The organism is Hyphobacterium sp. (assembly GCF_043584775.1).
Lineage (GTDB): Bacteria > Pseudomonadota > Alphaproteobacteria > Caulobacterales > Maricaulaceae > Hyphobacterium.
The window spans coordinates 2,092,593-2,117,117 of sequence record NZ_CP121327.1 but is presented as its reverse complement, the minus strand read 5'-3'; the positions used below and the strand labels follow the sequence as shown (position 1 = coordinate 2,117,117).

Annotated in this window: 24 protein-coding genes; 7 read left to right on the top strand and 17 right to left on the bottom strand. The window is 61.6% G+C overall.

What is annotated here, in order from left to right; all coding sequences use genetic code 11:
* The first annotated feature begins 9 nt into the window (after positions 1-9).
* The 3 genes from P0D52_RS10600 (at position 10) to P0D52_RS10590 (ending at position 2,094) form a co-directional block, all read left to right on the top strand.
* Positions 10-273, top strand: a complete 264-nt coding sequence (locus P0D52_RS10600; protein WP_394692624.1) for a zf-TFIIB domain-containing protein — start codon at positions 10-12, stop codon at positions 271-273.
* Positions 274-355: 82 nt separating this feature from the next.
* Positions 356-1,681: a flagellar protein export ATPase FliI gene (gene fliI / locus P0D52_RS10595; protein WP_394692623.1), complete on the top strand. Its 1,326-nt coding sequence runs from the start codon at positions 356-358 to the stop codon at positions 1,679-1,681.
* Entirely contained in the window at positions 1,678-2,094 is a 417-nt protein-coding gene (locus P0D52_RS10590; RefSeq protein WP_394692622.1) for a flagellar FliJ family protein, read from the top strand. Before fliI ends, P0D52_RS10590 begins: the two co-directional genes overlap by 4 nt.
* A gap of 6 nt (positions 2,095-2,100) precedes the next feature.
* Here the strand turns inward: P0D52_RS10590 and P0D52_RS10585 are convergent, their stop codons facing one another.
* The 15 genes from P0D52_RS10585 to P0D52_RS10515 all read right to left on the bottom strand — a co-directional run bounded on the left by P0D52_RS10585 (position 2,101) and on the right by P0D52_RS10515 (position 17,366).
* Positions 2,101-2,556: a hypothetical protein gene (locus P0D52_RS10585; protein ID WP_394692621.1), complete on the bottom strand. Its 456-nt coding sequence runs from the start codon at positions 2,554-2,556 to the stop codon at positions 2,101-2,103.
* A gap of 60 nt (positions 2,557-2,616) precedes the next feature.
* Positions 2,617-3,498 (bottom strand): hypothetical protein, encoded by an 882-nt coding sequence (locus tag P0D52_RS10580; protein WP_394692620.1) that lies wholly within the window; start codon positions 3,496-3,498, stop codon positions 2,617-2,619.
* Positions 3,498-3,818, bottom strand: coding sequence for a hypothetical protein (locus P0D52_RS10575; RefSeq protein WP_187166747.1), 321 nt, complete (start codon positions 3,816-3,818; stop codon positions 3,498-3,500). The genes P0D52_RS10580 and P0D52_RS10575 overlap by 1 nt, the downstream gene beginning before the upstream one ends.
* A gap of 9 nt (positions 3,819-3,827) precedes the next feature.
* Positions 3,828-4,625 carry a cellulose synthase operon protein YhjQ/BcsQ gene (locus tag P0D52_RS10570; RefSeq protein WP_394692619.1) on the bottom strand — a complete coding sequence of 266 codons (798 nt, stop codon included), beginning with the start codon at positions 4,623-4,625 and terminating at the stop codon, positions 3,828-3,830.
* The gene (locus P0D52_RS10565) at positions 4,622-5,629 is read right to left on the bottom strand and encodes a flagellar biosynthesis-like protein (FlhF) (RefSeq protein WP_394692618.1); all 1,008 of its coding nucleotides are present in this window, start codon (positions 5,627-5,629) and stop codon (positions 4,622-4,624) included. Before P0D52_RS10565 ends, P0D52_RS10570 begins: the two co-directional genes overlap by 4 nt.
* 3 nt (positions 5,630-5,632) lie before the next feature.
* Positions 5,633-7,639, bottom strand: a complete 2,007-nt coding sequence (gene flhA, locus P0D52_RS10560) for a flagellar biosynthesis protein FlhA (protein ID WP_394694788.1) — start codon at positions 7,637-7,639, stop codon at positions 5,633-5,635.
* Positions 7,640-7,749: 110 nt separating this feature from the next.
* The gene (locus P0D52_RS10555; protein ID WP_394692617.1) at positions 7,750-9,114 is read right to left on the bottom strand and encodes a sigma-54 interaction domain-containing protein; all 1,365 of its coding nucleotides are present in this window, start codon (positions 9,112-9,114) and stop codon (positions 7,750-7,752) included.
* Between the two features lie 38 nt (positions 9,115-9,152).
* Positions 9,153-9,536: a flagellar motor switch protein FliN gene (gene fliN / locus P0D52_RS10550; protein ID WP_394692616.1), complete on the bottom strand. Its 384-nt coding sequence runs from the start codon at positions 9,534-9,536 to the stop codon at positions 9,153-9,155.
* An 11-nt stretch (positions 9,537-9,547) separates the two neighbouring features.
* Positions 9,548-10,216, bottom strand: coding sequence for a hypothetical protein (locus P0D52_RS10545; protein ID WP_394692615.1), 669 nt, complete (start codon positions 10,214-10,216; stop codon positions 9,548-9,550).
* 12 nt (positions 10,217-10,228) lie between these two features.
* Complete coding sequence (gene fliG / locus P0D52_RS10540; RefSeq protein ID WP_394692614.1) at positions 10,229-11,263, bottom strand: flagellar motor switch protein FliG; 1,035 nt, start codon at positions 11,261-11,263, stop codon at positions 10,229-10,231.
* A complete protein-coding gene (gene fliF / locus P0D52_RS10535) occupies positions 11,263-12,933 on the bottom strand; it encodes a flagellar basal-body MS-ring/collar protein FliF (RefSeq protein WP_394692613.1) in 1,671 nt (556 codons plus the stop codon). The genes fliG and fliF overlap by 1 nt, the downstream gene beginning before the upstream one ends.
* A 146-nt stretch (positions 12,934-13,079) precedes the next feature.
* Positions 13,080-13,370, bottom strand: a complete 291-nt coding sequence (locus tag P0D52_RS10530; protein WP_394692612.1) for a DUF1153 domain-containing protein — start codon at positions 13,368-13,370, stop codon at positions 13,080-13,082.
* Between the two features lie 189 nt (positions 13,371-13,559).
* Positions 13,560-14,948: a flagellar hook-basal body complex protein gene (locus tag P0D52_RS10525; RefSeq protein ID WP_394692611.1), complete on the bottom strand. Its 1,389-nt coding sequence runs from the start codon at positions 14,946-14,948 to the stop codon at positions 13,560-13,562.
* A gap of 96 nt (positions 14,949-15,044) precedes the next feature.
* Positions 15,045-15,710 carry a flagellar hook assembly protein FlgD gene (locus tag P0D52_RS10520; protein WP_394692610.1) on the bottom strand — a complete coding sequence of 222 codons (666 nt, stop codon included), beginning with the start codon at positions 15,708-15,710 and terminating at the stop codon, positions 15,045-15,047.
* 9 nt (positions 15,711-15,719) lie between these two features.
* Positions 15,720-17,366 carry a flagellar hook-length control protein FliK gene (locus P0D52_RS10515; protein WP_394692609.1) on the bottom strand — a complete coding sequence of 549 codons (1,647 nt, stop codon included), beginning with the start codon at positions 17,364-17,366 and terminating at the stop codon, positions 15,720-15,722.
* 376 nt (positions 17,367-17,742) lie between these two features.
* Here P0D52_RS10515 and flgK point away from each other — a divergent pair, with 376 nt between their 5' ends.
* The 4 genes from flgK to mnmA all read left to right on the top strand — a co-directional run bounded on the left by flgK (position 17,743) and on the right by mnmA (position 22,707).
* Positions 17,743-19,881: a flagellar hook-associated protein FlgK gene (gene flgK, locus P0D52_RS10510; RefSeq protein ID WP_394692608.1), complete on the top strand. Its 2,139-nt coding sequence runs from the start codon at positions 17,743-17,745 to the stop codon at positions 19,879-19,881.
* Positions 19,882-19,891: 10 nt separating this feature from the next.
* Complete coding sequence (locus tag P0D52_RS10505; protein WP_394692607.1) at positions 19,892-20,806, top strand: flagellin; 915 nt, start codon at positions 19,892-19,894, stop codon at positions 20,804-20,806.
* A gap of 94 nt (positions 20,807-20,900) precedes the next feature.
* Positions 20,901-21,437: a hypothetical protein gene (locus tag P0D52_RS10500; protein WP_394692606.1), complete on the top strand. Its 537-nt coding sequence runs from the start codon at positions 20,901-20,903 to the stop codon at positions 21,435-21,437.
* An 82-nt stretch (positions 21,438-21,519) separates the two neighbouring features.
* On the top strand, positions 21,520-22,707 hold the full coding sequence (mnmA, locus tag P0D52_RS10495) for a tRNA 2-thiouridine(34) synthase MnmA (RefSeq protein WP_394692605.1): 1,188 nt from the start codon (positions 21,520-21,522) through the stop codon (positions 22,705-22,707).
* A 123-nt stretch (positions 22,708-22,830) separates the two neighbouring features.
* Here mnmA and P0D52_RS10490 read toward each other — a convergent pair whose 3' ends face one another.
* The gene (locus P0D52_RS10490; RefSeq protein WP_394692604.1) at positions 22,831-23,973 is read right to left on the bottom strand and encodes a DUF418 domain-containing protein; all 1,143 of its coding nucleotides are present in this window, start codon (positions 23,971-23,973) and stop codon (positions 22,831-22,833) included.
* Entirely contained in the window at positions 23,973-24,494 is a 522-nt protein-coding gene (locus P0D52_RS10485) for a hypothetical protein (RefSeq protein ID WP_394692603.1), read from the bottom strand. The genes P0D52_RS10490 and P0D52_RS10485 overlap by 1 nt, the downstream gene beginning before the upstream one ends.
* Positions 24,495-24,525: the final 31 nt, after the last annotated feature.

The following is a 24,525-nucleotide window of genomic DNA, read 5'->3' as shown; positions in this document are numbered from 1 at the left end:
AGCTTCCCCATGAAATGCCCGCTTGATGGTGAAACCCTCGTGATTGCCGACCGGCAAGGCGTCGAGATCGATTATTGCCCGAAATGCCGCGGCGTCTGGCTGGACCGGGGTGAGCTCGACAAGATCATCGAGCGCTCGGAAGCGCCGCGCGTTGCTGCAACGCAGTCCGGACCGTGGGACGGCGATCGCCCGCGCGACGCCCAGCGCCAGGACGAGCGCCGGCCCAAGCGCCGCGAGAGCTTTCTGTCAGAACTGTTCGATTTCGAACTTTAGGCTGCGCCGTTTACGTGGTCCTAACCGCAATTTGCTAGCGTGATCCTTCAATGCGCCCAGAACGGGCGTTCGAGGATCAAGAATGCAGGCCTTGCTCGATCGAATCGAATCACTGGACCCGCGCGTCATGACCGGACGCGTGACGGGTATCAATGGTTTGCTGGTCGAGGTTGAAGGCCCGGCCTCCGGCCTGGCCCTCGGCTCCCGCGCCCATATTGATACCGCTCAGGGTGAAGCCGTTTGCGAAGTTGTCGGCTTCAAGGGGCAATCCGCGATCATGATGCCGTTCGAGCCGGTCGACGGGGTTCGTCCCGGCGCGCCGGCGCGTCTGGATCCGGATGTCGCCACCGTCCGACCGTCCACGGGATGGCTTGGCCGCGTCATCGACAGCTTTGCCAATCCGCTGGATGGCGGCGCGCCATTGCCGAAAGGACCGGTCTCCTATCCTTTGCGCGGCCGCCCGCCTTGCGCCCATGGCCGTGGCCGGCTTGGCCCGAGGATGGATCTGGGCGTGCGGGTCTTGAACGTTTTCACGCCCATGCGGCGCGGGCAGCGGCTAGGCGTCTTTGCCGGGTCTGGTGTCGGCAAGTCGGTGATGATGTCCATGCTGGCGCGCAATGCGGATGCCGATGTCATCGTCATCGGCCTGGTCGGCGAACGGGGCCGGGAAGCGCGTGAATTTGTCGAGGATGTTCTGGGGCCAGAAGGCCGCCGCAAATCGGTGGTCATCACCGAAACATCGGATGCGCCGGCGCTGGCCCGCCGGCAGGCGGCGCAGCTGACCCTGACGGTGGCGGAATATTTCCGCGACAAGGGCAAGAATGTCCTTTGCCTGATGGACAGCGTCACCCGCGTCGCCCTGGCACAACGCGAAATCGGCCTGGCCGCCGGCGAGCCGCCGACCACGCGCGGTTATACGCCCTCCGTCTTTGCCGAGCTGCCGCGTCTTCTGGAACGCGCCGGGCCGGGCCCGGATGGCACCGGCTCGATCACCGGCATTTTTACCGTGCTGGTCGATGGCGATGATCATAACGAACCGGTCGCCGATGCAGTTCGCGGTATTCTGGACGGGCATATCGTGATGAGCCGCGAGATCGCCGAACGCGGCCGCTATCCCGCGATCGATGTTCTCCGCTCGGTCAGCCGGGTCGCACCGGAAGTCTATGAAAATAACGAAGCCGAACTGGTGCGCGAAGCCCGCCGCAGCCTGTCGGTCTATGCAGACATGGAAGAATTGATCCGTCTTGGCGCCTATGCCGCCGGATCGAACAAAGAGACGGACCACGCCATTGCGCTCAACGGTCCGCTCGAAGCATTCCTCGGTCAGGGGAAAGATGAAGCCACATCGATTGATGAGAGCTTTGCAACCCTGGCCGGGATTTTGGGTGGTGATGGAGGTACCTCATGACACGATCTCATGAGCCATTGATCCGGCTGGCCCGGTTCAAGGTCGAAGAATTACAAAAGCAACTGGCCGATATTGATCGCGTGCGCACCTCGCTCAACGATCAGATCGAACGTCTGGAAGCGTCCGTGCCGGAAGAACAGGCCGCCGCAACCGACAACAAGGACGGCTATATCGCCTATGGCAGCTATGCCCAGGCCGTGATCAAGCGAAAGCTGAATATTCGCGCATCGCTGGATGAAGTCGACCAGCAGGCGGACGGCATCCGCGAACGGCTGGAAGCGGCCTTCCGCGAGCTCAAGAAGTATGAGCTTCTGGAAGAACGCCGCGTCGCCCGCATCGAGGATGCCTTGCGCGCCGAGGAACAGGCCGAGCTCGACGAGATCGCCCAGACCCGCCGCCGTCAGGCGCACTGAATCTGCTTACTGTGAGAAGAAGCCTTCAAACAGCGGCGCGGCCGCTTCGCCGTAGTAGAGGGCTTCGGGTACATCCCGGCGCACGGCGGCACGATCGTTGAAGAAGGCCGCGAAGACGGGGGCTTCTGCGTCTGGGGCTCCGAATGCGTCTTCGAACGCGGATTGAAGCGGATCGAGATCGCTTTCCTCGACGAGCACCCAGACATGGGTCAGGGCACCATCAGCAAACACAAATTCGGCCAGGCGGCCCGAACCGAAATAGTGATAGCCTTCGCAATCGACCTGGACATGGCTTGTCGTGGCCAGCGGCATTTCCGCCGGATCCAGTTCACGGACGGTATGAGAGGCGCACACGGCAGAAAAGTCATGCGTCTCAATGGCTTGGCCAAACCGGAAGTCGGCAGGCGCGGCAGGGATGAAATTCGCGGTGTTGAGCGCCGCAGCTACAAATAATTCTAACATGATGAGTTCCTTTGGGTGTAACTGCCCGAAGGATGCAGATCATACGCAATCTGGATGCAATCAATTACCGTCTGTCAGCATAACCGGGCCCGAGCGGCGGCGCGGTGGTGTCTCGGCCTCGGCGTCTTCCGATTCTACAGCCGGGTCCGGGTCGATCACGGGGGCGGACTCAGCGTCTGCTGCGCCGGTCTCTGTGTCGGTTTCGGGACCGGCTTCCGGTGGAACTGTTTCCGTCTCCGACGGCAGCGGTGCCCGGTAAACCTCCACAATCGTTTCCATGCCGGAGCGTTGAATCTCGGCTTCCGTCACTGGCCTGACCGGCTCGGCAGATGGGGCGGTATCTGCTGGGACAGTAGCATCACTATCAGCGATCGCCTCTGCCGGGGCGCTCACCTCCGGTTCGGCAGGCGCGATCTCGGCGATCGGTTCGGTTTGGAGCGCTTCCATGGGGGTCTCATCGCGCTCGATCTCCTCCGAATCCTCAGCCACGACAGGCGATGCAACCGGCCCCAGGGGCGGACACATGCGCGGATCGCAGGACCGAAGCGTCAGGATCAATTCCTCCGCGCCTGAAATCTCGCCGGTCTCCGACGCTTCGACCCAGGCATGAAGAAAGCGCGGAATGCCGGCCGACTCGGCCCAGACCCGCTCGATGTAATAGTCGATCCGGCCATCACCATTGGCCTGCCAGCGTACGGTCTCCAGCCCCTGACGCCTCTCCGACCACTGGCCGCCATAAACCACCTCGGTCGACTCCCCGACCGCCACGAATGCGTTCGAGCCGTCTGCCATCTCGAACCGGTAAATGACCGGATCCGTCTGGTCCTGCGCCACTTCCATGCGGGCATCGGCGGGCATCCGCACGCAGAAGCTCCAGCCCGGCATGGAACATCCCGTCGGCAAAAACAGGCTGGCCAGCAGGGAGGAGGTGAGCGCGATCATCAGCGCCGCCCGAACCGTCCCCGGGCCGCAAAGAGGAGGCCGATCAGAACAAAATAGATGAAGAGCCGCGCCAGAAGGACGAGACCGCCGCGTTCATCCAGCCGCGCCAGCATCAGATCGAACGCAAAGTCGGGCGTTACGCCGGTCGCAATCCGCAGAAAATAGGGGGTGATCGTGTCGGCGACAAAAGCGAGGCCCACAACGACGGGCAATTGTGAGGCCCGGCGCATGATCAAGGCGCCGAACAGGGACCAGACCAGTATCAGCCACCAGTCCGTCGCGGTGAATCCACCCGAAAGCCTGTCGAGAATAGCGTCCATGGGGCTACCTTACGCCGCTTCTCGTCCCGCGGCGAGGGCCGAGGCGAGATTCGCAATGTCGCACATGGCGGCACAATCGGGCGATCTTTGCCCCAGAGGCATTTGCGCCCTTATGGTCAGTGGCACATGCTCGTCGCGGGTCACGATCCCGGCGAGGGCGGGGGCGAACCCCAGAAAGCTCTGACACGTCTTGCGGAAGGCGGCATAGGCTTCCCGGGCCTTGTCGGCGGTGGGCGCATTATTCACGACGACCAGCGGCGCTGCGGTTTCATCGCGGATACGCAGGCGTTTTACGAATGCGTAGGCATCCGTCAGCGAGGTCGGCTCGTCATTGATCACGATCAGCACGTCATCTGCTGCCATCGCCATCCGCATGGTGGAATCATCGGCACCGGCAGCAAGATCGAGAATGGCGCGTTCATAGGACAGGGCGATGGTCGCACAGGCCGCAGCCAGCCGGTTGACGGCGTCCGGCCGCATTCCGGCCAGTCCGCCGGACCCCGATCGACCGGCAATCACATCAAATCCGCCGCGCTGGCGCGCGCCGCCCATGACGGGCTGGCAGGCATCTTCCAGCAGGATTTGTCCGGACATGACGGCGGCCAGATCGGCATCGGGCGAGAGGCCGAGTTGAACGTCGATATTGGCCATGCCGAGATCGCCATCAATCAGCAGCATCCGCTCGCCCTGCGCTGAAAAGGCCTGCGCCAGTCCGGCGGCAATCACGGTTTTCCCGACGCCGCCCTTTCCCGAAGCGATGGCGAGGATGCGGCCTGCGGGGGCATTATTGTCGGGAAGGAAACTCATGCCTCATCTCCCTGAAGGCTGACATCATCGGGCAGGTCGTGAAGATCGAGCAGTGTCCGCGCGAGGCGCAGCGGCGTCGCGGGGGCCAGCCCCGATCCGATATACGGGCTGGCGGACACATGCGCGAAAGCCAGACCGGCCTCTCCGGCAGCGAGGATCGCGCCCTTGCGCCGGGCACAATCCGCCTTGCCGATTATCGTGCGCCGCGCGCCAATGGAGGCGTAGAGCGACGCTGATTCCGTGACATCTTCCGGTGCCTGTCCGGCATCAATCACGGCAATGATCTCGGCTTCTGTCGCGGCGGCAAAGGCCGCGGTCATGTCCAGATCGTCCAGATCAAAGGGATTGCCCGCGGGCGCGTCCACCAGCAGCAGCTGATCCCCGGCATTCAGGGCATAGCTCTCCGCTTCGCGTGGATCATCCGCCATGGCGTAGGCAAAGCCGAGCTTGTCCGCGAGCTCGGAAATCCGGGCTTCGGCTCCGGCGCGTTCGCAATCGGTGGCGAGAATGAGAACCGGCACATTCGACGCCGCGGCACGCGCCGCAATCCGGGCCAGGGTGGCAGTTTTCCCGGCCCCGGGCGCACCGGCAAACAACAGGGTTTGTCCCGCCTCGACTTCCAGCGGTGCGAAGCGATACCGGCTTTCGAGCGCCTGCGCGAGCGAATGCGCGGCTGGTGCCTCTTCCTGCATGTCGCAGAACCGGGCGAGCGCTTCGATCGCGGCATCCGGAACCCGGTGAAAGCCCAGAGCACGGATGATCCGGTCGACGCCGTCGCTGTCATCGCCGCGCTGGTGCCGTATCTCCCGATGGATGCGTTCGGCCCGTTCGCGCGGCGCTTCGATCACATCGCCGCCACGCGGCTTGTCGGAGGCGGCCCGCACTTCCACACCGCCGCCCGGCGCATCGCCGGTCGCAACAATGATGGCGTCCTCACCCAGATCGCGGCGGACATTAGCCATCGCTTCGGCGAGAGAGGGCGCGGAGAAGGTTTTCAACCGCATGGCCTAGATATGCCCCATGGTCTTCAGACGAGCCGTCGGGTGAATTTCATTCTGGCCCATGACAATCGTATTGGCCCGGAAGCGTTCCACCAGCGAGCGCACATAGGGCCGTGTGGCCGGGCTGGTCAGCAGGACCGGCGTTTCGCCCTGCGCCGCCGCCCGCTCGAAAGCATCCCGGACGGCTGCAACAAATTCATGTAGCTTCGACGGTGCCAGCGCCAATTGCTTGCGATCGCCTTCACCGATCATGGCCTCAGCAAAGGCCTGTTCCCATTGCGGTGACATGGCCAGAACCGGCAATTGACCGTCCGCGCCGGAATTCGCATGGCAGATCTGGCGCGCAAGACGGCCGCGCACATGTTCGGTGATCGCATCGATATGCTGCGAGAAGGCGCTGGCTTCGGCGATGCCTTCCAGAATGGTCGGCAGATCGCGAATGGAAATCCGCTCCTTCAGGAGGTTTTGCAGAACGCGCTGGATACCGGCCCGCGTGATTTGCGATGGCGCAATATCGTCGACCAGCTTCTTGTGTTCCTTCGACAGGCCGGCAATCAGCTTCTCGACCTCGGCATAGGACAGAAGTTCGGCCATGTGTTCGCGCAGGATTTCGGTCAGATGGGTCACGAGCACCGCTGACGGATCGACAATCGTATAGCCGCGGAAAGTGGCTTCCTCGCGCAGATTTTCGTCAATCCATGTCGCCGGCAGACCAAAGGCCGGCTCCTTTACATGATCGCCGGGCAGATCAATCTGCTGGCCGTGCGGATCCATGACGAGGAGATGCTTCAGCTTCACCTGTCCGGACCCGGCCTGCATTTCCTTGACCCGGATCGTGTAGTCATTGGAGCCGAGCCGCATATTGTCGATGATGCGCACAGACGGCGTCACGAAGCCCGTTTCTTCCGCCATCGTCCGGCGCAGCGCGCGGATCTGGTCGGTCAGCTTGCGGCCTTCGACATCATTGATGAGGGGCAGCAGGCCATAGCCCAATTCGATCTTCAATTCGTCCAGAGCCAGCGTCTCGCCAATGGGCGGTTCGGCGGCTTCGGTTTCCGCACTTGCCTGAACAGTCTTGGCCGTGATCGCGGCTTCGGCCTCATTGGATTTTCGATTGGCCGTCAGACCCAGACCGACCGCGCCCGCCGCCATCAGCGCGAAGGGAATAAGCGGCATGCCGGGCAGCAGGCCGATAACGCCGGCCGTGGCGGCGACCATGTAGAGGCCTTGCGGATTGCCCGCGAGCTGCTTGTAGAGGGCTTCGTCGGCCTGACCCTCGACACCGGCCTTGGAGACCAGAAGGCCGGCCGCGACGGAGATGATCAGTGCCGGAATCTGGGACACCAGACCATCGCCGATGGTCAGCGTGGAATAGGTCGAGGCCGCGGTGCCGAAATCCATGCCGGACTGGGCAATGCCGATCACCATGCCGGCGATCAGATTGATGGCGGTGATCATGAGGCCCGCCATGGCATCGCCGCGGACGAATTTCGAGGCACCATCCATGGCACCGAAGAAATTGCTTTCGCCTTCCAGATCGCTGCGCCGCTTCCGCGCCTCATCCTCATTGATCAGGCCAGCTGACAAATCCGCGTCAATGGCCATCTGCTTGCCGGGCATCGCATCCAGGTTAAAGCGGGCGGCCACTTCAGCAATACGGCCAGACCCCTTGGTGATGACGACAAAATTCACGATCACCAGAATGCCAAAGACAATAATCCCGATGACGAAATTGCCCTGCATGACAAAGTTGCCGAAGGCTTCAATCACCTTACCGGCGGCATCCGTGCCCTCTGCCCCGTTGGACAGGATCAGCCGCGTGGAAGCGATATTCAGCCCCAATCGCAAGAGTGTCGCGATCAGGAGCACCGCCGGGAAGGCGGAAAACTCCAGCGGCCGCTTGATAAACAATGCCGTCATCAGGACCAGCACGGACAGCGAGATGGAAATCGCCAGAGCAATATCCATCAGGACCCGCGGCATGGGCAGGATCAGCATGACCAGAATGGCCATGATGCCGATGCCCAGCGCGACATCGCCGCGCAGACCCTTTTTCAGGAATCCGAGAACATCAAACCCGCCGGAGCCGGTTTGAGAGGAGGCCGTCGTGTCAGCCATTCAGATCAGGCCGCTCCTGCGCGTGTATCACCGGGCGCGGCAACGCTGATGCCTTGCTCGGTGTAGAGTTTGAGTTTGTTGCGCAACGTCCGGATGGAAATGCCGAGAATATTGGCGGCATGGGTCCGGTTGCCGAGACAATGATCCAGCGTTTCCAGGATCAGATCCTGTTCGACTTCGGCGACCGTGCGGCCGACCTGATGACGCTGGGCGACATCGGCGGCTTCTGCGGCGCGCGAGGCCGGATTAGTGGCACTGCCGGTAAACAGGGAGCCATCCGGCATGCGGATCGCTTCCGGGCCGATTTCCTGACCCGAGGCGAGCAGCACGGCGCGGTGCATGGTGTTTTCCAGTTCGCGCACATTGCCCGGCCATTGCCGCGCCAGAAGCGCATTCTTGGCGCTCTCTGAGATCGGCCGGTCGCCAATGCCGTTGGCCGCCGCATATTTGCGGGCAAAGTGCTCGGACAGGGCAACAATATCAGCCGGGCGTTCGCGCAGGGGCGGAAGCGCCAGATTGACGACATTCAGGCGGAAAAGCAGGTCTTCGCGGAAACTGCCATCAGCGACGGCCTTGGTCAGATCGCGGTTGGAGGTCGCCAGCACCCGGATATTGATCTTGACCGGACCGGAGCCCCCGACGCGGTCAATTTCGCGCTCCTGCAGGGCGCGCAGAAGCTTGGCCTGAAGGCGGGCATCCATTTCCGAGATTTCGTCCAGCAGCAGAGTGCCGCCATTGGCTTCTTCAAATTTGCCGACCCGCCGGGCCACCGCGCCGGTAAAGGCACCTTTCTCGTGACCGAATAATTCCGATTCAAGCAGGTTTTCCGGGATTGCGGCGCAATTGACCGAGATAAACGGCGCGGCCGCGCGCTTGGACTTGTTGTGGACATAGCGCGCCATGACCTCCTTGCCGGACCCGCTTTCGCCGGTGATCAGAACGCTGGCGTCGGAACCGGCGATCTGATTGGCAAATTCAATCACGGTCTGCATGGACGGGTCACGGGCAATCATCGGCTGTTCGTCATCCGCAACAGCGGCCAGAACGGCGGCAATGAGGTCGGCTTCCGGCGGCAGCGGAATGAATTCCTTCGCCCCGGCACGGATCGCCATGGCCGCGATATCCGGCTTGACGTTGACGCCGCAGGCGACCACCGGAACGGTGATCCGCTCAGCTTCATTGGCAGCGATCAGCGCCGCAATATCCAGCGCGGCATCGACCATGAGCAGATCGGCCCCGCGCCCGGCGCGCAAATGGCTGGTCGCCTGATTGATGGTATCGACCTGGGCGACTTTCGCCCCGCGATCGATCGCGATCTTGGCGGCGGTATGGAGTTGGCCTCCGAGGCTTCCGACGATGAGCAAACGCATGGGTTAGCCCTCCTTGCCAATACGGGATGAAGTCACGGTCATGCAGCGTCTCCATCCTTGATGATTTCAGTCATGGTCACGCCCAGCCGGTCGTCCACGACGACGATTTCGCCGCGGGCGACCAACCGGTCATTGACGTAGATGTCGATCGCTTCGCCGACTTTGCGTTCCAGCTCGACAACCGATCCGGCCTTCAATTTGAGAAGCGAATTCAATTCGATATGGGTTTTGCCAAGCACGGCAGAGACATTGACGGGAACGTCAAAGACCGGCGACAGATCGGTCGCCGTCTTTTCGTCCTCGTCTGCGAGCGTCTGTACGATCTGGGCGGCATCACCGTCGGCCAGCGTCGCCGGCACGTCTCCGCCGGAAGATGCTTCGGAGGCAAACTCCGGCAGGTCGAGATCACTGTCTTGGGACATTTCGGTCTCCTTTATCCTGTCGCCGCCTGCCCGCCGTCCGAATCGGAGGCATCGTCAGGTGCGGCATTGTCTTCGGGGGCAGCCAGCCAGTCGGTAATCAGCGCTTCAATCCGGGCTTCGATATCGGCTTGCGAGCGCTCCACGCTGCCCGTTCCCCACTCCAGGCGGCAATCCGCGCCGGTGATGTCCGGGTTGGCGCGCACAATGACGGCGCCCTCAAAGCCGGCCTCTGTCGCCGTTTTCTCGAGGATTTCCGCGACCAGCCCGGCAATCGCTTCCGCGCAATGCACGTTGAAACGGGGTTCCCCGCGCAAATCCTTCATGACGCTGGCACAGAAATCGGCGATCGCGTCGCTGGCATTGCTGGCGATGGCGGCTCCGGCCAGCTTTTTCGCGGTAATCAGCGCCAGCTGCGCCGATTGTGCGCGCAGCGTTTCGGACTCATTTTCAAGCCGCGCCAGAATGAGCTGCATTTGCGACGCTACGGCCCGCACGGCATCGGCCTGTATGGCGGCCGCTTTTGCGGTTTCGGACGTCTCGCCTTCGGCAAACGCCTGTTGGCGAACGTCCTCGACCTCTGCCGCCGTCAGCATCTGTTTGACCCGCTGACCATCGCGCAGCACTTCGCCATCGGCCGAGAAGACCCTGTCGAAGTCGAATTTTGGCAATGGCTGGGTCATTCAATCCTTGTCCTAGTAGATCAGCTCGTCTTCGCCGCCGCCTTCGGCGAGCAGAATTTCGCCCTTCGCGGCGAGGTCCTTGGCGGTGGCAACCATGGCCGTCTGCGCCTGGTCCACATCTTTCAGGCGGACCGGGCCCATGGCGGCCATATCGTCCTTGAGAATTTTCGCGGCCCGTTCCGACATGTTCGAGAAGAAGAGATCGCGCAGACTGTCGGAAGCGCCCTTGAGCGCCAGACCGAGTTGCGCCTTGTCGACGGCCCGCAGCAAGGTCTGGATGCCACCGGGGTCCAGCTTCGAGAGATCCTCGAATACGAACATGAGGGCGCGGATTTTCTCGGCACTGTCGCGATTGCGCTCTTCCAGCGCCGCCAGAAAGCGGTTTTCCGTCTGGCGGTCGAAATTGTTGAAGATGTCGGCCATCATCTCGTGACTGTCGCGCTTGGAGGTACGCGCCAGATTGGACATGAATTCAGTCCGCAGCGTTTCTTCAATCTTGTCGAGGATTTCGCGCTGCACGGGCTCCATGCGCAGCATCCGCATCACCACTTCCAGAGCAAAATCCTCGGGCAGGGCGCCCAGCACGCGGGAGGCATGCTCGCCCTTGATCTTGGACAGAACCACGGCGACGGTCTGCGGATACTCATTCTTCAGATAATTCGCGAGCACGACCTCGTTCACATTGCCGAGTTTGTCCCACATGGTACGCCCGGCAGGACCGCGCAGCTCCTCCATGATGCCATCGACTTTTTCGCCAGGCAGGAAGGAGGTGAGCAGCCGCTGGGTCGCTTCGAACGAGCCCATCAGCGAGCCGCCTTGCGAAATCTGGCCGGCAAAATCGACGATCAGTTTTTCAACGGCCTTCGCAGACACATTGCCGAGATTGGACATGGCCTGGGAGACCTCGCGGATCTCCTCCTCGTCCATCATTTCCCAGAGCGAGTGTTCTTCCTCGCCCAGCGCCAAAAGGATGACGGCAGCCCTTTCCGGTCCCGCGAGCTTTGCGGGATCATCAATGACGCGTTTGCCTTCCCTTGCAGCAGCCATCAGCCTTCACTCATCCAGGTCCGGATAATCGACAGGGATTCATCCGGGTGAGAATTGACGACGCCCGATACCTTCTTGATCGAGGAGGCTTTCACCTGACCGTCAATCTTGGCGATATCGATTCCATCATCGACATATTCGGTCGTTGCGGGCGCGCTCCCGCCGCTTGTATTCTGTTGTGGCATTTGCTGACCGCTGGCATCCGCAATGGCGGCCTGCGTGCCTTCGGACTCAATCCGCGGTCCGCCGCCGCCACCACCGCCCGCAATCGCCATGGCCGGCGCAGAAGCGGCGGCCCCCTTGGCCAGTGGCCGGGCCACCAGGAAGATGACCAGCAAGGCCGTCAGGAACATCACGCCGATTTCCGCCGCCCGCATGATGTCATCCGTGTTCAGGGAGAAACCCGAGGCCGCCGGCGTGCCGATATTCGGGTCTGCGCGGGAAAACCGGATATTGGTGACTTCAAGACTGTCCTGCCGGCCATTCTCGACTTGGGTAAAGCCCATGGCGGAGCGTACAAGCGCCGTGATTTGCGCCATTTCCTCGGCACTGCGCGGCACATAGGTCTGCGTGCCATCCTCGGCGATTTCCACCGTGCCATCGACGGCGACCGCGACCGACAGGCGCTCGATATCGCCGGCTTCGGTAACCCGCGTCGTGGTCGTGCGCGACAGGGCAAATTCCTGGGCGTCATTCGAATTCGATGACTCATTAATCGACTGTGGCCCATCGGATGCGGCGTTTTCGTCGTCCGGAAGGTTTTCGGACGCGGACACGGCATTCGCCGCACCATCGACTTCGCGGCCGGTTTCTTCCGAGCGCGTCCGGCTGCGCAATACGGAGCCTTCGGGATCGTAACGCTCTTCGCTCTGTGTCACGGAATTCCGGTTCAGGTCGGCGCTGACTTGCACCCGGGCCGCGCCAACACCGACCACCCCTTCGACAAGATCCAGAATGCGGCGGCGATACTGTTCCTCGATCGAGGCGCGCTGGCTTTCCAGCGCAATCGTTCCGAGGCCATCGCCTTCTTCCGGACTGGCCAGAAGGCGGCCGGTGGTATCAGCAATGGTGATTTCCCGGGCCGACAGACCATCAACGGCGCTCGCCACGATATTGCGGATGATGCCGGAATGCTCGCGGGTCAGATCACCACGCGCGGAGATCACAATAGAGGCGGAGGGCTGGGCTGCATCGCGTTCGAACAGGCGCCGTTCGGGCAGAACAAGGTGCACGCGGGCCGATGTAATAATGTCCAGCGATTGTATCGTCCGCGCCAGCTCGCCTTCCAGCGCGCGTTTGGCATTCATGTTCTGGACAAAGCTGGTGGCGCCGAGCGCATCGGTCTCATCGAAGATTTCATAACCGACCGAGCCGGAATTCAGCGCGCCGCCGCTGGCGACCCGTACGCGCGCTTCATCCACCTGGTTGCGGGCAACATAGATGGACGAGCCACCATTGCGGAATTCATAGGGGATGCCGGCCGTGTCCAGAGCTTCGCTGACGCTGGCCGAATCGGAAGGGTCCAGACCGGCATAGAGCAGGGCCTGGCTGCCGCCACCCATATTGAAGCTGAAGAAGAGGAGGGCTGCGGCCAGCCCGGCGCTCAAGCCGAATATGGCTATGAGACGCATGGCGCCAATCGACCGCAATTGTTCCATCAGACTGTTCACGTAGGCGTCCTGCCGATTCATTGCGCTGCTTTCGAAGCAGCAACCCGGCAAGTTTTTCCCACTGCCCGCGTAAACGAGGGTTTAATATGAAGACGCCCGGCTCAAAGAACCGGGCGTTTTTCGCAGTTTTTACTGAATAATGTGTCTCAGGCACCCATCGGATTGGGTTTGGCGCGGTAATGCTGGATGCGCGTTGTCCGCAATCCGGCCAGGCCGTGCTTGTCGATGGCGCGCTGCCAACCGAGAAATTCCTCGACCGTCAGACGATAGCGCTCACATGCCTCTTCAAGGGAAAGCAGACCACCGCGGACCGCGGCAACCACTTCGGCCTTGCGGCGAATGACCCAGCGCTGGGTCGACGGATTTGGCAAATCCGCCAGTGTCAGCGGGCTGCCATCCGGACCAATGACATAATTTTCCTTACGCCGTGCATTCATAACCACCACCCTGTATTTTCACCCGATGGACGCTCTTTGTCGTCCTTGTTGAGAGGGGTTATACGCGCAGCCTCTTAAATTCCGCCTAAACGCCGTGGTAAATCTTCATTTAACTCAATGACTAAAAAGCAAAGGACCTCCCGCCGGAACGGGAGGCCCTTCACTCAGGAAGTATGGGTCAGATCAGCGTTAGCGCTTCATCCGGATCGCTTCATCCAGCATCTCGTCAGCTGTGGTGATGATCTTGGAGGAAGCGGAATAGGCCCGCTGGGTTGTGATCAGGCTGGTAAATTCGGTCGCGATATCGACATTGGAGTTTTCCAGCGTCGATGAAGCGATCGTGCCTGCGGCGGCTTCACCCGGCACGTTGAAAGTATAGCTGCCTGAATCCGGCGTCACCGAATAAGCACCGCCCGCTTCGACATTCAGCCCGTTCGGATTGACGAAGGTTGCCACCGGCACCTGATAGGTCTTGCGGATAATGCCGTTGGAGAATTTCGCGTAGACAAAGCCGTCATTATCAACCTGCACGCCGGTAAAGGTCCCGAACGCCGAACCATTCACCTGGGTCGAGGTCAGTGTTGACGGGCTGTCATACTGGGTCATGCCGCCTGGCTGGGTCGGAGAGCCGATATCCAGCGTCACCGACTGCCCGGCAACGCCCGTTGCCGCTGCCCACTGATACTGGTTGGCACCCAAAGCGCCAGTGTTTGTCGAGGACAGAAAGTCGAGCGTCAGCGGCAGTGTGGTGTTGGCGATGTCGATTTCGCCCTGAGCATCGAAGGCAATAACGCCGGTGCCGATCTGGCCATCGACCAGGCCTGCGCCCGTTGTGATGTCAGATGTCGGCGAAACATGAAGCTCGGCATGCCACTGATTGGCCGTCGAGGATTTCAGCATGGACAGGGTAATGGTCCGGGCCCCGCCCTGACTGTCATAGATCTGGATCGATCGCTGGAAGTCAGGCGTAACGGTTCCCGATGCCATATTGGTCGCGCTGGCGCCGGCAGCATAAGCGGCTTCGTCAGCGGAGACCACCTGACTGGCTTGCAGATTGCCGTTGACGCCGACCTGTGTGGTGGCTTCCGCCGCGCCCCCGATGGAGGACAGGTTGATCGCTTCGAGGCCCGAGAGGTCGGACGGATTGGCGGTGACAGAACCGTCGGCAGCCACCGGCCATCCATACAGGAAGAGCCCGGCATCATTTCTGAGATTGCCTTGAGAATCTGCCGAGAAGGAGCCAGAGCGCGTAAACAGCACCGCATCCGTCGCTTCGACATTGGAGGCGACCGGCCGCACCACGAAGAAGCCGTCCCCGGCAATGGCGAGATCGGTCGGGGATGTGCCGGGCGTCAGAAGTCCGCCGGTGGAAATCTGGAAGCGGTTATTGGTGGTCACACCGCCCGCCGCATAGCGCGAATTGACGCCGTAGGATTCAAACATCGGCGAAAAGACTGCCGAGGCGCGCTTGTAGCCGACCGTGTTCACGTTGGCGATATTGTCGGATACGGCGGCCAGTGCGCTGGAATTGGCCAGCAGACCGGAGGCACCGGCCCAAAGGGCTGAATTGATACTCATTTTATGCTCCCTGAGTTTTCAATAGGAGCGTTCTGCTGTTTTCATCCACCCGGCAGAGTTCTTTTGCCAAGCGTCGGGCTCTTTTACGGCCCGATGTTAAACTGCGCCTGCCTCCCGCAGGCTGCGGACCGAGGAGAGGCGGACAAACAGTCCGTTCAACTCGACCACGACTTCCGAACCGGAGAAATCAACGCCCGTGACACGGGCCGTTGTCAGAATATCCGGTTGCATCGGGTCCCCATCGGCATTCACGGCCGAAATTTCCATCGTATAGATTCCGTCTTCCACGGTATTGCCGGACAGATCCTCGCCATTCCATTCGAAGACATGGGTGCCGGCGGTCGATTCCCCTTCAAACGTGGTGACGGTACGTCCGCTCGAATCCTTGATCGTGACCAGCGTGCCCTCGCTGTCTTCGGGCATGATGTAGGTCCATTCGGCTGATCCGTCCTCAAGCGCAGCATTCGGCGAGGCGACGGTCGCTTCCCGGCCAATAAAGCCCACCGCGGCGCCTTGCGCCGAGGCCGCCTGAATTGAAATGAGCGATTCCAGATTCTGGTTCGACCGGATTTCCTGCTCCACGCTGGAGAAATTCACCAGCTGGTTCACGAACTCTGTGGAGTCGAGCGGGTTGAGCGGATCTTGCGCCTTCATCTGCTCGGTGAGCAGTGTCAGGAACATCTCGAAATTATTGGCCAGCGAAGCCTGGGAATTCGCAGTTTGCGATCCGAAGGCACTGCCCAGCGCGTCAATCTCCGACATATCCGGCTCCTATAATCTGACATCAACACGGCCGACCGCGCTCAGCTGGAAGCCATAAAGCTCCCGTGGCAGCGCGGCAGCCGTGATCGGACCGGCGAGGTCCTCGGCGAATTCAATATTTGTGAATCCCGGCAGGTTCCGGGGCATGTGTTCGTCGTCATCGCGGCCTTGCGAGAGCTCGAAGGACAGACCGTCATTGTCGAGCTGAAGGCCGGACTCCTCGAGTGCACGTTCCAGCTCGCGGGCGTGCTGGCGCAAATCATTCAGCGTTTCCGGACGCTCGGCGCTCAGGATCGCCTGAACACGATTATCATTGCCGACATGCATCTTGACCTGAATGCGCCCCAGCTCGGGCGGGTCCATGCGAATTTCAAACTTGCGGTCGCCATTCTGGAATTTCGCCGCGATCTGTGCGGCCAGGGTTCCGGCATGGGCGGGTGTGAAACGTGCGGTGCCTGCGGCAACGCCGGGACGCTCGGTCACGCGGCTGATTTCGGCTGCCCGCGAATTGGACATATCCACCCGTTCGGCATCTGCGGCTGCGTCGGTCTGGCCGGGATCGGCCGGCGGCGGGGCAGAACGGGCATTATCGCTGACGGCCAGCCGGGCGGGATCAAGCGGTGCGTCGGCTTGTGTCTGTGCGGTTTGCGGCGCCGGCGTCTGCGTCTGGACCGTGATGTCCGGCTTTGCCGTTTGGGTGGTCGTGGAGCTCGCCGAAGAATTGGTGGCATTTGCCGCACCGGCTGACCCGCTGGCCGTTGATTTTGAGTTTCCGGCAATCGGGGCCTTGTCGGGTCCGGCCGCCTCGCGCCGCGCCTGAACGCCCGCCTGAACGACCGGTTGCGAAGCCGTGGAGGCCGCCGTGCTGGCCGCCTGTCCGTCGCTGATCTGTGCCGTTGCGCCTGCCACAGCATTGGCGGCGGGTGTAGCGGCATTTGTCTTGACGGTACCGGCACTGTTTGAGCCGGCGATTTCGCCCGTATTGCTGGCACCTGTCGCGGCAGGCGTCACATTATTCTTTATAGAGGGCTCTGCAGCCGCCTTCGCATTGACCGTTGAAGCCGATGGCGCGGCCGCTGGCGTTTTCGCTGCGGAATTGGACGCCACGGTGGCATTTCCGGACTCCGGGGCGGTCTGTGACGTCCCGGGCCCGGCGGCGTTCTGGCCGCCTTCAGCGCTCACCGTCGCCGGCGATGTCGATGGCGCCCCTGAGGCGCTGCCACCCTGCGCCGCCGTATTCGGCTGCAGCACTGCACCGTCTTGCGGATGGGCTCCCGTGGTGGGGGAGGCAGGCAAGGCGGTTGTCTGTAGGTTCGTCGTCGCGCTGGCCTGGGTTTGCGTTGCCATCACCGGGCCGGACGCTGTGCCGGCACTTGTCGATGACGCGGACATGGCCAGTTGCGCGCCTTGTGTCGGATTGGAGGGTGACGGCGCAAAGCCGCCATTGGGCCGTGAGGGAATGGCGGGAACCGGCGTAACAGGTGTCGTCTGACCGGCGAGCAGCGCGTCAAACGCGCCGGCCTCCGCCGTATCGGACGCAGACGATTGCCCGGCGCTATTGGCACCGGTTGTCTGAGACAGGATCGGATAGATCGCGTCCATGCCCTGTTTGGCTCCCCAAGCGGCGCGAGCCCCGACGGCCCACGCACCCGTCATGGGGAGTCGCAAGGAGCATGCCAGTTCGGTAACCATACAAATCATTGAAAAATATAGAGTAATATAATCTGCAGGCCGGCAGAAAGCGCGTGCCCGGCAGGAATCTCCCCATCCACGAGGGCGGAATCTGCCGACCCATCACGCCCGCTTTCCTCCACGGCGAAATGGCCCCGGCATTGCGACGCTGACAGTCAGATACGTCACCGGTTCGAAGACACGGAAACACCCGAATGCTGGAAAACATTATGAATACAAAGGCTAAGCGAAAGGACGCTGCCTCAGGCGACCGCGCCGGTCCGCGTATTCTCCCGGCAATTTCTGCCCGATACCCGGCATCTTTCTACCGGTTTGACGGGATTGTGACGGAGGAAACGCCATGTCGCTGAGCTCCATTCTCGGGAGTGCCCTCTCCGGGCTGCAGGCCAGCCAGATCGGTCTGCGCTCGGCGTCCAACAACGTCGCCAACGTCAACACTCCCGGCTATGCGCGAACCGAAGCCAATTTTACCACCCGCGTCATAGACGGCCGCGGCTTCGGCGTCAGCGTGACCGGCGTCGTCCGCGTCGCCGACGCATTTTTGCAGGCTGCCTCCGTGCGCGCTTCGGCGGAAGCCTCCGCCTCCGAGATTATCGGTCAGTCGCTGGACCGCTTTCAGCGGCAGGTCGGGACGTTCGATGATCAGGGCTCGATTTTCTCGCGTCTCAATCAGGCCTTTTCTTCCATCGCTTCAGCGGCGGTGGACCCGTCCTTGAGCGTCTCGCGCCTGTCTGTTGCCTCGGACCTCCAGTCCTTCTTCGATGAAGGCCGACGCCTGAGCGGAGAATTGCGGGTCCTGCGCGAAGAGGCCGACAGCCAGATTTCCTCGACCGTCAATCGTATCAACGAGCTGACGAGCGAGATCGCGGCCCTGAATCAGCAGGTCCAGTCACTGACCTCGGCCGCAGCGGATTCGACCGGCGCACAGAACCGCCAGGCAGAACTGATTGATGAGCTCTCCCAATATCTGGACATCCGAACCACATCGAACGCCGACGGCCGTATTTTCGTTTCGACGACAGACGGCGTGGCGCTGGTAGAAAATGGCGCGGCCAGGCTTCGTTATTCCGCGTCCGGTTCCGGTGCCGCCGGTGTTGACTATGCGCGCATCACCATTCAGCCGCCGGGTGGCACCTCGCAGATGGATTTCAATCCGCATATCCGCTCGGGTGATCTGGCGGCCTTTTTGAATCTGCGGGATGACGAATTACCGGCTCTGATGGAAGAAATCGGCGAATTTGTTGCCGCTGCGGCTGATGCGCTGAACCGCGAGCATAACAACGCCACCGCCTATCCTCCGCCCACAATTCTGGAGGGCCGCAATACCGGCTTGCTGGCAACGGACAGTCTGGGATTTACGGGTGCGACCACGATCGCCGTGGTGGATTCCGGCGGCACTTTGGTCAAGCAGATCGATGTCGACTTTGACGCGGGCACGATAAGCGTGGATGGCGCGGCGGCAACGCCCATTGGCGGCACGACGATAGCGGATTTCGTGACCGCTCTGAATACGGCGCTTGGCGCTGATGGCACGGCCAGCTTCACCAATGGCCAGATGACGATTTCCGCCACCGGCACGGACGGCATTTCCATGCTGCAGGACGAGACCACGCCGGCCGATCGCGGTGGACGTGGCTTCTCGCACTTCTTCGGGCTCAATGATCTGGTCGAGGCGGATCGCCCGCTCTTTTTCCAGAGCGGCGTTTCGGCTGCGGACGCTCACGGCTTTACCGCCGGACAGACGCTGGATTTCCGCATTAATGCTGCCAATGGCAGCGTCGCCCAGAACATCTCGATCAGCGTCGGCGGCACCAGCTTCAATGATCTTCTGACCCAGCTGAATGATCCGGTCTCCGGCCTCGGCCGCTACGCCACATTCTCTATCAATGGCGCCGGCGAATTGGTGGAAACACCTGTCGCGGGGTTTGAAAGTTTTGATGTCGAGCTGGTGGGCGACAATACACAGCGCGGCGGCACGACCATTGCCTTCAGCCAGCTCTTCGGCGTCGGTCTGGCCGCGCAGGCGGGACGGGCCGATATGCCGAATGTGGCGCCACGTATCCGGTCTGACTCCTCGCAGCTGGCCATGGCCAAGCTCGACTTGACAGGGTCGCCGGCGATCGGAGATGTCGTTGTCGCCGCCGGTGACGGCCGCGGCGGACACGCCCTGCAATCGGCCATGACCAATCAGCGCTCCTTTGCGGCCGCCGGTGGTTTTTCGGCCAGCACTTCCTCGCTGGAGAATTTCGCCGCCCGGATTGCGGGTGATATCGGCACCCGGGCTGCGCGCGCCGAGCGCGCTGCCCAGTCGGCCGAGTCGCTGAAAAGCGCGGCCGATCAGAAACGCGCCGATGTCGAAGGCGTCAGCCTCGATGAGGAACTCGCGAACATGACGATATTCCAGCAATCCTATAACGCCTCGGCGCGCCTGCTTCAGACGGCCAAGGAATTGACCGACACCCTGCTGAGCATCGTCTAGGAGAGGTGAGATGACCCGCATCGCCACAGCCGCAGCCGCCCAGACCGCCCTGATGGATCTGATGAAGGCCCAGCGCTCGGTCTTTGAAAGCCAGCAACAACTGACCACGGGAAAGCTTTATCCGGATCTGAAAGGTGCCGGGCATCGCGCCGAATCCATTTCGGCGGCCTATGGCGCGCGCGACCGGGCGGAATCCTACAAATTCTCCGCTGAACGCGTGCAGGGGCGGATGGATATGACCGCTGTCGCGCTCGAGAAACTGACGGAATCGGCGACCGATTTGCGCGTCGCGATGACCACGATTGATGGCACCTACATCATGGATCAGGCGCGCGAAGCCTTCGACAAGGCCCGCAATGCGCTCTCCACTCAATATGCTGGCGGCTATGTGTTCGGCGGCACGCGCACCGATACCGATCCGGTGACGGTCAATACGCTGGCGGATCTGGTTGCCGCGCCGACGGCGGGCGACGTTTTCGTCAACTCCAGCCGCCGTCCGGTGGCGAAGCTAGATGATCAACTCACACTGGAGGTCGGTGTGCTGGCGGATGAGGTCGGCACGGACATCATGGCCGCCTTCAAACGTCTTGCCGAATTTGATGCCGGTCCGAATGGCCCGTTGAATGGCCCGCTGACCGATGCGCAACAGACCTATTTGCAGGGTGAGATCGCCAATGTCATGACGGCCTTCGAGCGGATCAGCGATTTCGTGGGCCAAAACGGGGCCCAGCAATCGCGCGTCGAAAGCATGGTCAAAAGCCAGGATCAGAAAGCCGATTATCTCACCAGCCTGATCGGCGATCTGGAAGACGCGGATATGGCCGCCGCTGCCACCCGTTTCCAGCAGGCCCAGACCGCCGTGGACGTTTCGGCACGGACCTTCTCCGTCCTCAGCCAGGTGTCACTATTGCCCTTCCTGAGATAGGTCCGGTGAAATATATCACCTGATTGTTACTGGTTGCCAGAACTCGTTTATGTAATTCGTATTATACCGAATAATAATTCAACTAGGTGTAGAAATGCGAGTAATTCTGGCAATTCTGATTGTCTCTTTGTCCGGTGCCGCTTTCGCGCAGGACGAAGCTATCGACCGGCATCAGGCCTCACGGGCCTTCTTCGATCATTTCGCGTTTCAGGAAGGCCAGTGGCAGCTTGAAAACTTCATCATGCGTGGGCCGAATGACAGCACCACCTTGGAATTCACCGTGACGGTCGAACGTGTATTCGATGGCACGGGACGCCAGTCCCATTGGGTGCAGAATGATACCGGTGAGTGGATCGGCGACATCATCAACACCTATGATGTCGAGACCAATCTCCTTTCTGTCCGCTTTTTTGATGCCCGGGCCAATCGCTGGGTGGAATCGGCACAGGAAATCACCCTCACCGAAACCGGCTTTGAATTGCAATTTTCAGGCGAGGACCAGCATGGACCCTTCGATTCCCGCACCCGCATGGAGCGGATTTCCGACGATCACTATCGTCAGACAATCGAACGCCGTTATCCGGGTACGGACTGGTTTGTGACCGACCGCGTGGACGCGACGCGCGACTGACCCTTCCTAAACCGGCGCATTTCCCCTATATCCGCCGTCCCTTTAACGACTGCTTCGGGCCTTGACCCCGTGGGAGACGAGTATGACGACGACTTTGACGCGCGCCGGCGACAGCCGCGCCGACACCCTCATTCGTGAATTCGGCCTTGATGGCGACATATTGGGTCTGGGCGGAAACCCGTCCGACCATCGCGTGGTTGTGGCCATGTCTGGCGGCGTGGATTCCACTGTCACCGCCACCCTGCTGCACAAGGCCGGCTATGATGTGGTAGGGGTGACGCTTCAGCTCTATGACCATGGCGCCGCCATCAAGAAGAAGGGCGCGTGCTGTGCCGGGCAGGACATTTATGATGCCCGCCGCGCCGCCGAGGAAATGGGCTTTCCCCATTACGTGCTGGATTATGAAAGCCGCTTTAAAGAAGCGGTGATGGACGAATTCGCCGATACCTATCTGGCCGGCTATACGCCCATTCCCTGCGTGCGCTGCAATGAGCGCGTGAAGTTTGCCGATCTTTTGAAGCAGGCCAAGCAATTGGGCGCGGCCTGCATGGCGACAGGCCATTATATCCAGCGCATCGAAGGCCCGAACGGGCCGGAGCTGCGCCGTGCCGCCGATCCCGGCAAGGATCAGTCCTACTTCCTGTTCGCCACTACGGCGGAGCAGCTCGACTATCTGCGCTTTCCGCTGGGCTCCCTGACCAAGGACCAGACCCGCCAGCTCGCCGAAGCCTTCGGGCTGGCAATTTTCGACAAACCGGACAGTCAGGACATCTGCTTTGTGCCGGATGGAAATTATGCCGATATCGTTGAAAAGCTGCGCCCCGGCGCGTCAGAGCCGGGCGATGTCGTCCATATTGATGGCCGGGTGCTGGGCCGTCATGAAGGTGTGTTGCGCTTTACCGTCGGTCAGCGCCGCGGGCTGGGCATCGCCGTGGGGGATCCGCTTTACGTCGTCAAGCTGAACCCGGACGCGCGTCAGGTGATTGTCGGTCCGCGCGAAGCGCTGACCGTCAAGGAAATCAAGCTGCACGCGGTCAACTGGCTCGGCGAGGGCGATCTCGCGGCGCATGATGGCGCGCCCATCCTCGTGAAGGTGCGCTCCACACGTCCGCCCGTGCCCGCCGTGATTCAGCTATCGGATGGCAAGGCCAGCCTTTTGCTGGATGAGGGCGAGGAAGGCGTGGCCCCCGGACAGGCGGCCGTCTTCTATTCACCCGCCGATGGCGGTGATCGCGTCCTCGGTGGCGGCTGGATTACGGGAACGGTTTAACCCCTCACCCTCGAAAGCCGCCCATTGCCATGGCCGCCTTTCTCTACCCTCTCCCCTTTTGAAGGGGAGAGGGAAAAGAGCGCGCGTCCGCGAAGCGGCAAGCGGTCTGGATGAGGGGTTGGCTTAGTCCACCAATCGCCGCATCGCCCATTCCACCGGTCCACGCGTGTGATAGCGCCGCCAGATCGTCGCGAAAATGACGGACGCGATGAAGAAGGCGATGACGATACCATAGAGCCAGAAGATCGATTCCATTTCGCGCGGCAGGAACCATTCAATCCCGGTGACGCCGATGAAAACATGAGCGAGATAAAGCGTCAGCGCCATCTGCCCGGCATAAATGACGGGCTGAACGAATTTGCGACGGGCGTCCGACGCACAGAGCATGAGCGACAGGGACAATACGATAAAGCCGACGCCGAGGCCGAACATCACATAGATCGGTGTGGGCGGATAAGCCGACGAGCCGAACAGATCGGCGATATAGGGCAGGGCATAGCCCCAGTCCTCGACGGGTACGAGCTTGATATAATTGAGATCCAGCGCCGCAAACTTGATCGCCTTGGCCAGCGCGATCAGCACAATCCCGCCGATCAGAAGCTTCCAGTGATTGGACGATTTGTGCAGGTCAATCTGTCCGACCGCCAGCCCGGTCAGGAAATAGGCGAACCACGGAAAGGCGGGATGGTGGCCGGTAAAGAACACATCGCGCAGCGCTGCGCCGGGTTCGTGAAAGCTGGGGCTTTCCCAGTAATCAATGCCGAAGGCCGGCGGTAGAAACAGATAGAGCGCCACAAAGCCCAGTGTAGTGGCAATCGCCAGCGCAATCTGCCAGCGCGCGTGCAGCGTGAACACCAGCGCGGCCAGTCCCAGAAACACGCCGTAGAAATGCAGGATGTCATAGGGCCATTGGGCGCGGAAAGAGACGCCGACGATAAAGAGAAAGAGCCCGCGCTTGAGCAGCGACAGGCGCGCCGCCCGCCGGTCGGCCACATCCCGCGTCCGCCGCCAGCGCGCCGTGAGCAATGCCGTGCCGACCCCGGCGATGAAGACGAAGGTCGCCGCGGCCCGGCCGGAAAACAGGCTGGCCAGTTGCGTCATCCAGGCGGGGTCTGTGTCGGCATTGTGGATATAGATATGGAAATTCACCATCATCATGCCGAGGAAGGCCATGGCGCGGGCAAAGTCGATGCCTTCCAGCCGCGCTGCTGCCGGGGCGGTGATTTCCGAGAAGATCGGATCGGACGTCACAGTGGTCGTAGCCATCACCGGTCTCCGTCCGTTTGCGGTTCGGTCTCCGGGCAGGGGCGGCTGGACGCCGCTCTGATCCGGTCACCGCCCTGTCCGCGCCCGATCGGGTCGGAGCCAAATCCGGTATCGATATCCGTCACCCGCACTGGTCCGCGGCCCTCGCCCGCCGGGTCGGCATGCGCGCCGCGATCCCGGTCGGTATAGGTGCGCGGTCCGCGGCCATATCCCGCGCGGTCGGCGTTTTCTCCGGAATCCTCGTCGGTCACGCCCGTGCCCTGGCCATATCCACCGCGATCGGCCTCTGTCCCGCTATCGCTGTCCGTGATGCCGGTGCCACGGCCATTGCCGACCGGATCGGCTTCCTCGCCGCCATCGGAATCGGTCACGCCCGTGCGGCAGGCCGCATATTCCGCGCTCCAGCTTCCATGCTGGGCATGCGCGCCATTGATGATCGATGTCGCCCCGGACAGGGCCGCGCCCCCCACGACCGTACGCAGGAATGATCGCCGGCTCGGCCGGCCTTTATGTCTGGACATGTATTTCCCCTGATCCCTGGACGGGTTTAGT

Excerpts from the sequence above, each read along its gene's own strand:
- P0D52_RS10600 (WP_394692624.1), top strand. The coding sequence starts at position 10 with ATGAAATGCCCGCTTGATGGTGAAACCCTCGTGATTGCCGACCGGCAA.
- fliI (WP_394692623.1), top strand. The coding sequence starts at position 356 with ATGCAGGCCTTGCTCGATCGAATCGAATCACTGGACCCGCGCGTCATG.
- P0D52_RS10590 (WP_394692622.1), top strand. The coding sequence starts at position 1,678 with ATGACACGATCTCATGAGCCATTGATCCGGCTGGCCCGGTTCAAGGTC.
- P0D52_RS10585 (WP_394692621.1), bottom strand. The coding sequence starts at position 2,556 with ATGTTAGAATTATTTGTAGCTGCGGCGCTCAACACCGCGAATTTCATC.
- P0D52_RS10580 (WP_394692620.1), bottom strand. The coding sequence starts at position 3,498 with ATGATCGCGCTCACCTCCTCCCTGCTGGCCAGCCTGTTTTTGCCGACG.
- P0D52_RS10575 (WP_187166747.1), bottom strand. The coding sequence starts at position 3,818 with ATGGACGCTATTCTCGACAGGCTTTCGGGTGGATTCACCGCGACGGAC.
- P0D52_RS10570 (WP_394692619.1), bottom strand. The coding sequence starts at position 4,625 with ATGAGTTTCCTTCCCGACAATAATGCCCCCGCAGGCCGCATCCTCGCC.
- P0D52_RS10565 (WP_394692618.1), bottom strand. The coding sequence starts at position 5,629 with ATGCGGTTGAAAACCTTCTCCGCGCCCTCTCTCGCCGAAGCGATGGCT.
- flhA (WP_394694788.1), bottom strand. The coding sequence starts at position 7,639 with ATGGCCATTCTGGTCATGCTGATCCTGCCCATGCCGCGGGTCCTGATG.
- P0D52_RS10555 (WP_394692617.1), bottom strand. The coding sequence starts at position 9,114 with ATGCGTTTGCTCATCGTCGGAAGCCTCGGAGGCCAACTCCATACCGCC.
- fliN (WP_394692616.1), bottom strand. The coding sequence starts at position 9,536 with ATGTCCCAAGACAGTGATCTCGACCTGCCGGAGTTTGCCTCCGAAGCA.
- P0D52_RS10545 (WP_394692615.1), bottom strand. The coding sequence starts at position 10,216 with ATGACCCAGCCATTGCCAAAATTCGACTTCGACAGGGTCTTCTCGGCC.
- fliG (WP_394692614.1), bottom strand. The coding sequence starts at position 11,263 with ATGGCTGCTGCAAGGGAAGGCAAACGCGTCATTGATGATCCCGCAAAG.
- P0D52_RS10530 (WP_394692612.1), bottom strand. The coding sequence starts at position 13,370 with ATGAATGCACGGCGTAAGGAAAATTATGTCATTGGTCCGGATGGCAGC.
- P0D52_RS10525 (WP_394692611.1), bottom strand. The coding sequence starts at position 14,948 with ATGAGTATCAATTCAGCCCTTTGGGCCGGTGCCTCCGGTCTGCTGGCC.
- P0D52_RS10520 (WP_394692610.1), bottom strand. The coding sequence starts at position 15,710 with ATGTCGGAGATTGACGCGCTGGGCAGTGCCTTCGGATCGCAAACTGCG.
- P0D52_RS10515 (WP_394692609.1), bottom strand. The coding sequence starts at position 17,366 with ATGACGGGTGCGTGGGCCGTCGGGGCTCGCGCCGCTTGGGGAGCCAAA.
- flgK (WP_394692608.1), top strand. The coding sequence starts at position 17,743 with ATGTCGCTGAGCTCCATTCTCGGGAGTGCCCTCTCCGGGCTGCAGGCC.
- P0D52_RS10505 (WP_394692607.1), top strand. The coding sequence starts at position 19,892 with ATGACCCGCATCGCCACAGCCGCAGCCGCCCAGACCGCCCTGATGGAT.
- P0D52_RS10500 (WP_394692606.1), top strand. The coding sequence starts at position 20,901 with ATGCGAGTAATTCTGGCAATTCTGATTGTCTCTTTGTCCGGTGCCGCT.
- mnmA (WP_394692605.1), top strand. The coding sequence starts at position 21,520 with ATGACGACGACTTTGACGCGCGCCGGCGACAGCCGCGCCGACACCCTC.
- P0D52_RS10490 (WP_394692604.1), bottom strand. The coding sequence starts at position 23,973 with ATGGCTACGACCACTGTGACGTCCGATCCGATCTTCTCGGAAATCACC.
- P0D52_RS10485 (WP_394692603.1), bottom strand. The coding sequence starts at position 24,494 with ATGTCCAGACATAAAGGCCGGCCGAGCCGGCGATCATTCCTGCGTACG.